At 69.9% G+C, this 12,976-nt stretch carries 9 protein-coding genes and 1 pseudogene; 4 read left to right on the top strand and 6 right to left on the bottom strand.

The genetic code is table 11. The features are described from left to right. Positions 1-141: 141 nt before the first annotated feature. From ACZ6SD_RS29675 to ACZ6SD_RS29665, 3 genes are all read right to left on the bottom strand, one after another. Positions 142-1,470, bottom strand: a complete 1,329-nt coding sequence (locus ACZ6SD_RS29675; protein ID WP_465320315.1) for a hemolysin family protein — start codon at positions 1,468-1,470, stop codon at positions 142-144. Positions 1,471-1,733: 263 nt separating this feature from the next. Beyond that, the gene (locus ACZ6SD_RS29670; protein ID WP_465320314.1) at positions 1,734-2,306 is read right to left on the bottom strand and encodes a TIGR03086 family metal-binding protein; all 573 of its coding nucleotides are present in this window, start codon (positions 2,304-2,306) and stop codon (positions 1,734-1,736) included. A 53-nt stretch (positions 2,307-2,359) separates the two neighbouring features. Further along, positions 2,360-2,959, bottom strand: coding sequence for a TetR/AcrR family transcriptional regulator (locus tag ACZ6SD_RS29665; protein ID WP_465320313.1), 600 nt, complete (start codon positions 2,957-2,959; stop codon positions 2,360-2,362). A 184-nt stretch (positions 2,960-3,143) separates the two neighbouring features. Between ACZ6SD_RS29665 and egtA the strand changes: the two genes are divergently transcribed. The 4 genes and pseudogenes from egtA to egtD all read left to right on the top strand — a co-directional run bounded on the left by egtA (position 3,144) and on the right by egtD (position 7,444). Next, positions 3,144-4,358 carry an ergothioneine biosynthesis glutamate--cysteine ligase EgtA gene (egtA, locus tag ACZ6SD_RS29660; RefSeq protein WP_465320318.1) on the top strand — a complete coding sequence of 405 codons (1,215 nt, stop codon included), beginning with the start codon at positions 3,144-3,146 and terminating at the stop codon, positions 4,356-4,358. Then, positions 4,355-5,689 carry an ergothioneine biosynthesis protein EgtB gene (gene egtB / locus ACZ6SD_RS29655; RefSeq protein ID WP_465320312.1) on the top strand — a complete coding sequence of 445 codons (1,335 nt, stop codon included), beginning with the start codon at positions 4,355-4,357 and terminating at the stop codon, positions 5,687-5,689. The genes egtA and egtB overlap by 4 nt, the downstream gene beginning before the upstream one ends. Before the next feature lie 3 nt (positions 5,690-5,692). Beyond that, positions 5,693-6,397: pseudogene (gene egtC / locus ACZ6SD_RS29650) on the top strand (ergothioneine biosynthesis protein EgtC); the annotation flags it as partial. A 75-nt stretch (positions 6,398-6,472) separates the two neighbouring features. Beyond that, positions 6,473-7,444 (top strand): L-histidine N(alpha)-methyltransferase, encoded by a 972-nt coding sequence (egtD, locus tag ACZ6SD_RS29645; RefSeq protein ID WP_465320317.1) that lies wholly within the window; start codon positions 6,473-6,475, stop codon positions 7,442-7,444. A gap of 410 nt (positions 7,445-7,854) precedes the next feature. Here egtD and ACZ6SD_RS29640 read toward each other — a convergent pair whose 3' ends face one another. From ACZ6SD_RS29640 to ACZ6SD_RS29630, 3 genes are all read right to left on the bottom strand, one after another. Further along, entirely contained in the window at positions 7,855-10,656 is a 2,802-nt protein-coding gene (locus tag ACZ6SD_RS29640; protein WP_465320311.1) for an aconitate hydratase, read from the bottom strand. 255 nt (positions 10,657-10,911) lie between these two features. Next, positions 10,912-12,381: a flagellar basal body protein FliL gene (locus ACZ6SD_RS29635; protein WP_465320310.1), complete on the bottom strand. Its 1,470-nt coding sequence runs from the start codon at positions 12,379-12,381 to the stop codon at positions 10,912-10,914. After that, complete coding sequence (locus ACZ6SD_RS29630) at positions 12,378-12,890, bottom strand: hypothetical protein (protein WP_465320309.1); 513 nt, start codon at positions 12,888-12,890, stop codon at positions 12,378-12,380. The genes ACZ6SD_RS29635 and ACZ6SD_RS29630 overlap by 4 nt, the downstream gene beginning before the upstream one ends. Positions 12,891-12,976 lie beyond the last annotated feature (86 nt).

The following is a 12,976-nucleotide window of genomic DNA, read 5'->3' as shown; positions in this document are numbered from 1 at the left end:
GCCGAAGGCTCCCCACCCGTCTTTCCCACGACGGGATCTTCCTTCGTAGGGGCCCCAAAGAAACCACTCCACCCCATCGAGCAACCCCCACAACCACGCCACCTACGGAACCCAGAGAGCAACCCCGGAACCCAGCCGAGCTCACCGAGCGACCTCCTGCCGAGCCGGAACCCGAGCAACCCGCAACTCGGCAACCCGATGCCGATCCATCCGCATGACCGTGACCCGCCACCCATCAACCCGGATCTCGTCATTCACCTCAGGTATCCGCCCCAAATGGGTCAGCACCAGCCCAGCCACGGTCTCGTACTCCCCGTCCGGCATCCGAAACCCAGTGGCCTCGGCAAGCTCATCCCCCCGCAGCAGCCCGGACACCATCCAGCTGTCCCGCCCCAACGGCCGCACCGGATTGACCTCGCGATCGTGTTCGTCCCGAACGTCGCCCACGATCTCTTCGATCAGATCCTCCAGCGTGACCAGCCCAGCGGTGCCCCCGTACTCGTCCACTACGACCGCCACCTGCAGCCCGGACCCGCGCAGCCGCTCCAACAGCACATCCCCGTCCAGTGTCTCCGGCACCGTCGGCACGGGCCGCACCAGCGACGACACGCGGGTAGTGGCCCGCATCCCCGCGGGCACGCTGAACACCTGCTTCACGTGCACCACCCCGCGCACCTCGTCAAGGTCGCCGCCGTGCACAGGGAATCGCGAGTGCCCGCTGGTCCTGGCCAGCGCCACCAGGTCCGCCACCGTCGCGTCCGCGCGCAGAGCCTGCACCTGCACGCGTGGGGTCATCAGGTCCTCAGCGGTGCGGTCGCCGAAGCGCAACGATCGGCTGAGCAGGTTCGCGGTGCCCTTGTCGAGGGTGCCCAGGGCCTCGCTGGAGCGCACCAGGCCGCCCAGTTCCTGCGGCGAGCGGGCCGAGCGCAGCTCCTCCTGTGGTTCGACGCCCAGCCTGCGCACGGTCCAGTTCGCTGAGCCGTTGAGGGCGTGGATCAGCCAGCGGAACACCCGGGAGAACACCGCCTGCGGTCCGGCCACGGCGCGCGCGGTCGGCAGCGGCCGGGCGATCGCGAGGTTCTTCGGCACCAGTTCGCCGAAGACCATCGACAGTGAGGTGGCCAGCAGCAGCGCGATCACCAGGGCCACCACGTCCGCCGCGCCCGGGGGCAGGCCGGTCCAGCCCAGGACGGGCTCGATCAGGTTGGCCAGCGCGGGCTCGGCGATATAGCCGGTGATCAGGGTGGTGATGGTGATGCCGAGCTGGGCGCCGGAGAGCTGGAACGACAGCGTCCGGTGGGCCCGCTGGATCGCCAGCGCCCGCCGGTCGCCCACCTGTTCGGCGTGGTGGTCGACCTGGCTGCGTTCCAAAGTGGTCAGGGAGAACTCGGCGGCGACGAACAGCGCCGTGCCGAGGGTCAGCGCGATGACGGCCAGCAGGCCGAGAAGGCTGAACAGGGGACCGGTCACCGAGCACCCCGCTCGGTTTCCGGGCCGATATGGTCGCCGGGACTCTCTCCCGGCCCGCTACTGCGACCCGGGGACTGCGCCTTGCGCACGGACGGTGTGCTCCTCGACTCCGGTGGACGTCCTCGAACCGGCCCAGTCTAGAGGGAGCCGAGCCCGCCGGGGACCGGATGCGGGGCGTGCCACGCCGCACACCGACCGATCGCGACGCGGGCGAGCGCGACCGGACAATGCGGACAGAAGGCGCGGGTGTTGCGTCCCGGTGCTCAGGCGGGCGGGGCCCAGGCCGGGTCGCGGCCGAGCAGGGCCACCAGCCGGGTCTGCGGGTCGGCCCCGGCGGGCGCGTCGACCTCGTCGGGGAACAGCTCGCCGCGCCAGCGCGGGATCTCATCGATGAACTCGTCGAGCAGGGCGGTGGCCAGGGCGTCGCCGAGGTCGGGGGTGGCGCCGACCGCTGTGGCCAGGTCCCAGCCGTGGACGCCGAGGTCGAGGGTCAGCTGCCAGCGGTACTCGATCGCCGGGACGGTGGCGTAGCTCAGGTGCACCGGGCGGTCGTCGGGCACGTCCCGCCAGGCGCGCTGCGCGGCGGCCGAAGCCGAGGTCCACGCCGCGGCCGGATCGGGTCCCAGGACATCGCCGTCGTAGCGGTCGCCGACCTGCTCGACGGTCTCGCCCGCGACGATGTGCGGCACCCAGAGCTGCTCGGACACCAGGTGGTTGACCAGGTCCCGCACTGTCCACTTCGCACACGGCGTCGGTGCGTCCCACGCCTGCCCGACCTGGCGCACGGCCCGGTCGAAGACGTCATGGGCGCGGGTGTAGGCCTCTCGCGGATCCATGGCCCCAGTCCAGCAAACCCGCCGCCGCGCCGCCCGGTACTTCGATACAGGCCCTAGTGCGTGCGGCGGTGGCGGCGGACGGTTTCCTCGACCAGGTCCAGCACCGGGTCCATGTAGTCGGCGGGCAGGCCCATCGCCAGGTGCGAGACGAGCCCTTCGAGCACCAGCTCCAGGAATCCGGTCAGGACGTCCACGTCCACGTCGTCGCGCAGGTTCCCGGCCTCGCGCTGGCGCAGCAGCCGCTCGCGGGTGGCGATGGTGAGCTGCTCGGAGCGCTCGGCCCAGCGCGCGCGGAACTCCGGGTCGGTGCGCAGCCTGCGCGAGACCTCTAGCCGGGTGCCCAGCCAGTCGGCCGGGTTCAGCGTCTCCCCGCCGCTGCCCGCCGGGGTCGACAGCAGGTCGCGCATCACCTGGACGAGGCCCTGCTCGGCGACCACCTCGGTCATCCGCAGCACGTCGTCCTCGGCCAGGGCGAGGAACAGCGACTCCTTGTCGCGGAAGTGGTGGAAGATCGCACCCCGGGACAATCCGGTAGCCTCTTCCAACCGGCGCACAGTCGCGCCCTCGTAGCCGTGACGCGCGAAACAAGACCGCGCGCCGTCGAGGATCTGGCGTCTGCGCGCGTCAAGATGGTCCTGGCTTACCCGTGGCACCCGACGATCGTCGCAGCAGGTCTCCCGGGAAGCAATCCGTACGTACGTATTGGTTGTCACTAACCCCTAGCCGCCGCTTCGGTCTGGTGCGGCTGTCGGTACCCGCGTGTAGCGTCGATTCGAGGCCACGAACCGGCATGGGAAGGGGTGCTCCGCGGTGACTGCCCTGTTCGAGTCGGAGACTATGGAGCCTGACCGCAGACGGCTGCGGGCCAGGGTGGAGGCCGAGGCGTACGTCGCCTCGGTGTGCTTCAAACACGGCCCGCCGGGTCTGCTCGGCGTCGAGCTGGAATGGACCGTCCACCACCGCGACGATCCCCGGCGGCCCCTCGACCCGGACCACCTCGCCGCCGCTCTCGGTCCCCACACCCCGCGCACACTGCGCCCCGACAGTCCACACCTGCCCCTCCCGTCCGGCTCACCACTCACCCTTGAGCCCGGCGGCCAGGTGGAAATCTCCTCTCTCCCAGCGCCCGCGGTCGGCCCCCTGATAGACGCGGTGGCCACCGATCAGCGCTACCTCACCGACCTGCTCGCCCGTTCCGGGCTGATTCTGGGCGCCCAGGGCATCGACCAGCATCGCGCGCCGCGCCGCGTGCTGGACACCCCGCGCTACGCCGCCATGGAACGCGCGTTCGCCGCCAACGGCCCGGACGGCATCACGATGATGTGCGCCACCGCCGGGCTCCAGGTGTGCGTCGACGCGGGCGAGCGGGGCGACGTGGTGGCCAGGTGGGCCGCGGTCAACTCACTCGGCCCGGTCTTGGTGGCGCTGTTCGCCAACTCGCCTCGGCCGGGCTGGGCCTCGCAGCGCACCCGGACGGTCCTGGGCATCGACCCGTTCCGCGCCCGGCCGGTCCCGGTCACCGACGATCCGGCGCTGACCTGGGCCAGGCACGTGCTCGACACCCCGCTGCTGTGCGTGCGAAGACCGCACGGCCGGTGGGACGCCCCCGCGGGGGTCACGTTCGCCGACTGGATAGCCGGGGCGCTGCCCCAACCGCCCACCCTTGACGACCTCGACTACCACATCTCGACGCTGTTCCCGCCCGTCCGCCCGCACGGCTACTTCGAGGTGCGCTACCTCGACGCCCAGGACGGCATGGACTGGATCACCCCGACCGCCCTGCTCGCCGGGCTCATGGCCGAGCCGGGCACGGTCGACGCGGTGGTCGAAATCTGCGCCCCGGTCGCCGACCGGTGGCTCGACGCCGCGCGTCTCGGCCTCGCCGACGCGCCCATCGCGCTCGCCGCCCGGCGGGTGCTCGACCTGGGAGTCCCGGCCGTGGCGCGGCTGGGCCTGCCACCGCGATCGCACGCCGCCGTCACCGACCACCTGACGCGGCTCGTCGCGAAGACCACGACGAAGAAGACCACGACGAATGGGAGGAAGTCGTGACCAGCACCGAGGACCGACTGTTAGGGCCGGAGCAAGTGCGCGCGCGGGTCGCCGAGCAGTTGCGCCGCTCCCGGGAACGCAGCGACGCGCTCACCGACGCGGTGGACGACGACGACTTGGTGCGCCAGCACTCCAAGCTGATGTCGCCGCTGGTGTGGGACCTGGCGCACATCGGCAACCAGGAGGAACTGTGGCTGGTGCGCGATGTCGGCGGGCGCGAGCCGGTCCGCGGCGACATCGATGAGCTGTACGACGCGTTCCAGCACCCTCGCGCGAACCGCCCGACGCTGCCGCTGCTGCCGCCCGCCGAGGCCCGCGCCTATGTGCGCGAGGTCCGGGACAAGGTGTTCGACGTGCTCGACCGCAGCCCGCTGGAGGGCCGCAGGCTGGTCGAGCAGGGCTTCGCATTCGGCATGATCGTCCAGCACGAGCAGCAGCACGACGAGACCATGCTGGCCACCCACCAGCTTCGGGTCGGCGCGCCGGTGCTGCACGCCCCGGACCCGGCGGCGGCCACCCCGCCCGCGCGGCGCGAGGTGCTGGTCCCCGCCGGGGAGTTCACCATGGGCACCTCGACCGAGCCGTGGGCGCTGGACAACGAGCGGCCCGCGTTCCGCACCCACGTCGAGGCGTTCTTCATCGACACGGTGCCGGTCAGCAACGGCGACTACCTGGCGTTCATCGACGCGGGCGGCTACGACGACCCGCGCTGGTGGAGCGAGACCGGGTGGGCGTACCGGCAGCGGGCGAACCTGACCGCGCCGCGCTTCTGGGCCCGCGACGGCGACGGCTGGTCGCGGACCCGGTTCGGCGTCGTGGAGCCGGTCCCGCTGGACGAGCCGGTGGTGCACGTGTGCTTCCACGAGGCGGCGGCGTACGCGGCCTGGGCGGGCAAGCGCCTGCCCACCGAGCCGGAGTGGGAGAAGGCCGCCCGGTTCGACCCGGCCACCGGCCGGTCCCGCCGCTACCCCTGGGGCGACGAGGACCCCGGGGTGGAGCACGCCAACCTGGGCCAGCGGCACCTGCGACCGGCCCCGGTCGGCGCCTACCCCAAGGGCGAGTCGCCGCTAGGGGTGCGCCAACTCATCGGCGACGTCTGGGAGTGGGTCGACTCCGACTTCCAGCCGTATCCGGGGTTCGCGGCGTTCCCCTACCGGGAGTACTCGGAGGTGTTCTTCAGCGGCGACTACAAGATGCTGCGCGGCGGCTCGTTCGGCACCGACGCCTCGGCCGTGCGCGGCACTTTCCGCAACTGGGACCACCCCATCCGGCGGCAGATCTTCGCCGGGTTCCGCTGCGCTCGGGACGCCTCGCCCGCCGAGGTGCGCTGAGGCATGTGCCGCCACCTGGGCTATCTCGGCCCCGCCGTGCCCTTGGCCGGGCTGATCCTCGACCGGCCGCACGCGCTGCTGCGCCAGAGCTGGGCCCCCGCCGACATGCGCGGCGGGGGCGCGGTCAACGCCGACGGCTTCGGCGTCGGCTGGTACACCGACGACGTCTTGCCCCCGGCCCGCTACCGGCGCGCTGTTCCATTGTGGACGGACGCGTCGTTCGCCTCGGTCGCGGCGGCGACGTCGAGCCACGCCGTCCTCGCGGCGGTCCGCTCGGCGACGGTGGGGATGCCGGTCACCGAGACCGCGTGCGCGCCGTTCACCGAGGGGCGGTGGCTGTTCAGCCACAACGGCGTGGTGCGCGGGTGGCCCGAGAGCGTGGCGGGCCTGGCCGCCGAACTCCCCACGGTCGACCTGATGACCCTGGACGCGCCGACCGACAGCGCCCTGCTGTGGGCGCTGGTGCGTCACCGGCTCCGCGCGGGCGCTGCCCCGGCGGACGCGCTGGCCGAAGTGGTGCGCGCGGTCGCCGCCGTCGCCCCCGATTCCCGGCTCACCATGCTGCTGACCGACGGCACGACGCTGGCCGCGGTCACCTGGTGGCACTCGCTGAGCGTGCTCGAAGGCGCCGACTTCGTCGTCCTGGCCTCGGAACCGTGGGACGACGATCCACAGTGGACTTCCCTCGGGGACCGCCTCCTGGTCACCGCGACCCTGAACCCGGCCCCGGACGTGCGCGTGCGCGCCGTGGCGCCGAACCCCGACACTCCGAAAAGGACACCGATGACCGACCCTGTGGTGGAAGTGCACCTGCCCGAGGACCACGCGGCCCGCTCCCTGGCCGCCGACGCCAGGGCGGGCCTGTCCGCCTCCCCGAAAACGTTGCCGCCCAAGTGGTTCTACGACGCCCGAGGCAGTGACCTCTTCGAGCAGATCACCCGCCTGCCTGAGTATTATCCGACTCGCGCCGAACGCGAGATTTTGGCGGCCCGCGCCCCGGAGATCGCGGCTGTTACTGGTGCCCATACGTTGGTCGAACTGGGGTCCGGCTCGTCGGAGAAGACGCGGTTGCTGCTGGATGCCTTGCGGGACAACGGGAGTTTGTCGCAGATCGTCGCCTTGGACGTGTCGGAGACGGCTTTGCGTGACGCCGTGGGGGCGCTGGCGTCGGAATACGCTGGTGTTCAGGTCACGGGTGTGGTTGGCGACTTCACCCAGCATCTTGGCTTGCTTCCTGGTGAACCGGCGCGGGTGGTCGCGTTTCTAGGCGGCACTATCGGCAATTTCCTTCCTGATGAACGCGCTCGGTTTTTGGCGGCTATTCGGGAGGTGTTGAAGCCGGGGGAGTGGTTGTTGCTGGGGACTGATCTTGTGAAGGACGAGACTACTCTGGTTCAGGCTTATGACGACGCCGCTGGCGTTACCGGTGAGTTCAACCGCAATGTGTTGCATGTGCTCAATCGGGAGCTTGGGGCTGACTTCGATCCTGATGACTTCGAGCATGTCGCGTGTTGGGATGCGGAGAACGAGTGGATTGAGATGCGGCTGCGGGCTAAGAAGGCGCTGACGGCTGTTGTTGGGGCGCTGGGGCTTGAGGTTGCCTTTGATGAGGGTGAAGAGATGCGGACGGAGATTTCCGCCAAGTTCCGCCGGGATGGGGTGAGTGGGGAGCTTGCTGCCGCTGGCTTCAGTCTTGAGCATTGGTGGACTGATGAGGCTGGGCGCTTCGCGCTGTCTCTGTCTCGGGCTGACTGATCGGCTGCTTTCGCGGGGCCGCCTTCGGGGTTCGAGGGCGGCCTCCGCTCGTTTTGTGGCTTTTGTGGGTGCTCGCTTGGGTGGGGTTGCTCGATGGGGTGGAGTGGTTTCTTTGGGGCCCCTACGAAGGAAGATCCCGTCGTGGGAAAGACGGGTGGGGAGCCTTCGGCCCCACGACCACGGCAAGTTTAGGGATCTTCCTTCACCCCCAAAGAAACCACTCCACCCCATCGAGCACCTGGCGAGCCTCGGTGCGGCCTGGCAGGTGCTCGGCTGGGTTGCACTACTGCTCCCATCTAGCACCTGGCGGGCGTGCGGTGGGTTGGCAGGGGGTCGAGTGCGTTATTCCACATGGAGCGGGGGGCCGTCCTGTGTCGGACGCCCCCCCGCTTTGATGTGGCGATGGTGAGTTAGCTGTTGACCATCTTGCGCAGGACGTACTGCATGATGCCGCCGTTGCGGTAGTAGTCGGCTTCGCCGGGGGTGTCGATTCGGACTACTGCGTCGAAGTCCACGGTGGAGCCGTCGGTGCGGGTGGCCGTTACCTTGACCGTGCGGGGGGTGGTGCCCTCGTTGAGGGTGGTGACGCCGGTGAGGTCGAAGGTTTCGGTGCCGTCCAGGGCCAGGGATGACGCTGTTTCGCCCTCGGGGAACTGGAGGGGGAGGACGCCCATGCCGATCAGGTTGGAGCGGTGGATGCGTTCGAAGGACTCCGCGATCACCGCGCGGACGCCCAGTAGGGAGGTGCCCTTGGCGGCCCAGTCGCGGGATGAGCCGGAGCCGTACTCCTTGCCTGCCAGGACGACCAGGGGGATGCCCGCCGCCGCGTAGTTTTGGGCGGCGTCGTAGATGAACGCCTGTTCTCCGCCTGTGGTGAAGTCGCGGGTGTAGCCGCCTTGGACGTCGTTCAGGAGGAGGTTGCGGAGGCGGATGTTGGCGAAGGTGCCGCGGATCATCACCTCGTGGTTGCCCCGGCGGGAGCCGTAGGAGTTGAAGTCCTTGCGGTCAACGCCATGCTCGGTCAGGTACTTGCCCGCGGGGGTGTCCGCCTTGATCGCGCCCGCGGGGGAGATGTGGTCGGTGGTGACCGAATCGCCCAGCAGGGCCAGGACACGGGCACCGGTGATGTCGGTGACCGGGGTTGTGGCCATCTCCATGCCCTCGAAGTACGGGGGCTTGCGGACGTAGGTGGACTCCGGGTCCCACTCGAACGTCTTGCCGGTCGGGGTGGGCAGGGACTGCCAGCGCTCGTCACCGGCGAACACGTCCGAGTAGCTGCTCGCGAAGCTTTCCGCAGACAGGGCGGCGGTGATCGTGTCCGAAATCTCCTGCGGGGTGGGCCAGATGTCGGACAGGTGCACCGGCTGGCCGTCCGAACCGATGCCCAGCGGTTCGGTGGTGATGTCGATGTCCATCGAACCGGCCAGCGCGTAGGCCACCACCAGGGGCGGGGAGGCCAGGTAGTTCATCTTGATGTCCGGGTTGATCCGGCCCTCGAAGTTGCGGTTGCCCGAGAGCACCGACACCACGGCCAGGTCGGACTCCTGTACCGCGGCGGAGATCTCCTCCTGGAGCGGGCCGGAGTTGCCGATGCAGGTGGTGCAGCCGTAGCCGACCAGGTTGAAGCCCAGCTTGTCCAGATACGGGGTCAGGCCCGCGCGGTCGTAGTAGTCCATGACGACCTTCGACCCCGGCGCCAGGGTGGTCTTCACCCACGGCTTGCGCTCAAGGCCGCGCTCGACGGCCTTCTTCGCCAGCAGCGCCGCGCCGATCATGACCGACGGGTTCGAGGTGTTGGTGCACGAGGTGATCGCGGCGATGGCGACCGCGCCGTGGTCGATCTCGAACTCGGCGCCGTCCACGGTGACCTTGGTCGGCTTGCTGGTGCGGCCCTGCGCCCCGCGCGCGGCGGAGTGATAGTCATACGGCGCGCCGTCGCCGTTGCCGCCGCCGCTGTGCGCGGGGGAGTCGCTGGCCGGGAAGCTCTCCTCGCTCGACTCGTCCACCGCGGACTTCGGCGCGTCGGTGGCGTAGCTGCCCAGGGCCGCGCGGAACGCGCTCTTGGCGTCGGTCAGCTCGATGCGGTCCTGCGGGCGCTTCGGGCCCGCGATGGACGGCACGACGCTGGCCAGGTCCAGCTCCAGGGTCTCGGAGAAGACCGGCTCGACGGACGGGTCGTGCCAGAGGCCCTGCTCCTTGGCGTACGCCTCGACCAGCGCCACCTGCTCGGCCGAGCGGCCGGTGAACTTCAGGTAGTCGATGGTCTCCGCGTCAACGGGGAAGATCGCGGCGGTGGAGCCGAACTCGGGGCTCATGTTGCCGATGGTGGCGCGGTTGGCCAGCGGGACCGCCGACACACCCGAGCCGTAGAACTCCACGAACTTGCCGACCACGCCCTGCTTGCGCAGCATCTCGGTGATGGTCAGCACCAGGTCGGTCGCGGTGGCGCCCGCGGGCAGCTCGCCGTGCAGCTTGAAGCCAACGACGCGCGGGATCAGCATCGACACCGGCTGGCCGAGCATCGCGGCCTCGGCCTCGATGCCGCCGACGCCCCAGCCCAGCACGCCCAAACCGTTGACCATGGTGGTGTGCGAGTCCGTGCCGACGAGGGTGTCGGGGTAAGCCTGGCCGTTGCGGGTCATAACCACGCGCGCGAGGTGCTCGATGTTCACCTGGTGCACGATGCCGGTGCCCGGCGGGACGACCTTGAACTCGTCAAAGGCGGTCTGGCCCCAGCGCAGGAACTGGTAGCGCTCGCGGTTGCGCTCGTACTCGAAGTCGACGTTGCGCTCGAAGGCGTCCGGGCGGCCGAAGATGTCGGCGATGACCGAGTGGTCGATGACCAGCTCGGCCGGGGCGAGCGGGTTGACCTTCGCCGGGTCGCCGCCGAGCTGGGTCACCGCCTCGCGCATGGTGGCGAGGTCCACGATGCAGGGCACGCCGGTGAAGTCCTGCATCACCACGCGGCCGGGGGTGAACTGGATCTCCGTCGACGGGTCGGCCGCCGGGTCCCAGCTCGCCAGCGCGCGCACGTGGTCGGCGGTGATGTTCGCGCCGTCCTCGGTGCGGAGCAGGTTCTCCAGCAGGATCTTCAGGCTGTACGGCAGGCGCTCGGAACCCTCCACCGCGTCCAGCCGGAACACCTCGTACGAGGCGTCGCCGACGTTCAGCGTGGCACGGGCGCCGAAGCTGTCCTTACTCGGTGTGGTCACGTCCAACTCCAGTGGCGGCGCATGTCGGTTCGGGTAAGTCAGGTACTCGCTTGTGAGTCTCGCGCACGCCGCTGGGGAGCGCGTCGACGGCCTCACGGTCTAACAGTACGCTTGTCCTGTATAACGCGACAAGCCGCCACGCCGCACCGGAAATGTGATCCACCACGTACGGATCGCCCGACCGCGCCCCCTGAAACGAGCGTGTCCCGCCCTCCAGGTGCTCGGAGGGCGGGACACACGCGGGGCTGGTGCGGCTTACTTGGCCATCTTGACCAGGGCCTTCACGTCGGCCGCGTCGAGGCTCTTGAGCGCGGTGACCGCGACGTCGGTGACCGAGCGGATCGGGCTGACGTACCACTTGCCGTCGACCTCGGTGGTGACCACGCCGGTGTTGGCCATCATGCCCTTGACCAGGTTGGTCAGCGCCTTCTTCGCGTCCGACTTCATCCGCGAGCCGCCGATCTCCTTGGCCAGGTCGTCGGCGCAGAACTGCTGCCGGTCGCCCTGGAACTCGGCGGCGTAGCACTCGCCGTCCTTGGTGACGCGGATCCGCTCGCCCTCGGTCTCGACCTCGACCTCGGTGAGCAAGACCTTGGTGGCGCCCTCGACGCTCTGGGTGTCGGTCTCCAGCTTGGTGATCTTCACGCCGCTGGGCGGCTCGTCGCCCGCCATCTCCACCAGCAGCGGGCCGAGGTCGTGCAGCACGGCCATCTCATCCGGCGGCAGCACCTCGATGACCTTGGTCAGGTCGGAGTCCAGCGCGGCCTCGGCGAGCTGGCGCACGGCGGCCTCGGGAGAGTCGGCGCCGTTGGCCGGGATCGACTGCCGCGGCCACTCCATGTCCTCTTCGGCCAGGGCGTAGTCGGCGATCGTGTAGAACAGGCTCGGGTACCACTCGTCGTCAACCTTGACGGTCGCGATCCGGATCGGCTCGCCGCCGTTCTTCCTGACCTGCTCGGCGACGTCCACCGTCTCGGTCTGCGGCTCGCTGACCATGCCGCGCGGGAACGCCAAGTCGACAAACTCCTCGGTGAGCGGGAGCTTGCTCGCGTCCGAGCTGATCGTGACCTTGCCGCCGACCAGCTTGGTGATGGTCAGGTGGTCGTTGACCTTCTCCGCGCCCCCCTCATCGAACTGGAGGTTCTCGGTCTTGAGCTCGAAGCCCTGGATCTTGTTCGGGTCCACGTCGGACTTGTAGACCTCCAGGTTCTGCAGCTCCTTGGTGACCTCGGAGTTCAGCACGGTCATCAGGTCGCGCTCGGCCGGGGCCAGCCCGGTGAGCAGGCCAGCGACGTCGCCCTGGCCGATCGCGTTGACCAGGCTGGTGGCCGCGGCCGTGGGGCTCTCCGCGCCCGCCTGCGTGGAGCCGCGGTTGAGCGCCCACACGGTCACGCCCGCGCCAGCTGCGACGGCCAGCACCGCGACGACCGTGCCGATGATCAGGCCCTTGCGCTTCTTCGACGGCGCCTGCTCGGGCGGCACGGGGTAGCCCTGGCCGCCGTACTGCTGCTGGCCGTACTGCTGCTGGCCATAACCCTGCTGGGCGTAGTCCTGCTGGCCCGGCGCCTGCTGCCCCCACTGCTGGGTGGGCTGCGGGCCGGTCTGCGGGTAGCCCTGCTGGGGCTGGCCCGGCTGCGCCGGGAAGGGGCCGCTACCCGGACCACCTTGCTGCTGATACGGGTCGTTCGGCTGCCACTGGCCGCCAGAACCTGGTGGATAGGTCACGGTTCCCCTCCTGCGATCCTGCTTGCGCTCCTGCGCCCGCTTACGACGATGCCCACGGCCCCCAGCACGACCAGCGCCGACCCGATCAACGTGACGATCGGTCCGCCGCCCGCGATGCCGAGCGGGCTGTTCCCGTCGCCACGTTCGACGGTCGCACCCCCGGAAACGGTTCCGGTGATTATCGCTGAGAGGACCCCGAGTGTTGCGGCGGTTCGGCGAAAACGCAGCGCGTACGCGACGACACTGAGCGTGATCGCCGGAATGATCCCCAGCCAGGCGTAGAGCAGCAGCTCCAGCACGTCGCCCTCCAGGAAGCCGAGGGTCTTGATCACGCCGACGACCTGGAAGCTGTCGCGCAGCACCGCCCCCGAGCGGAACCAGGGCAGGAACATTCCGGCGACCGTCAGCGCGATGCCGAGCGCGGCCACCGCGGCGGGCGCCGCGACGCGCAGTCGTGAGCTTCGGACGGGCACCGGACCATGCTCGCAGCCCGGCACGCAGCGCAGCACAGCGCCCTCGTCCGGGTCGCTAAACGTCCTTTGTCGACACTTTCGGGTCGGCGCGGACACGCACAGTGTGCCGTCGGGCGAGTCGC

The sequence above is a fragment of the Actinokineospora sp. NPDC051303 genome, from assembly GCF_055586285.1.
The sequence above is the reverse complement of the archived record's forward strand: the minus strand, read 5'-3'. Positions and strand labels throughout refer to the sequence as shown.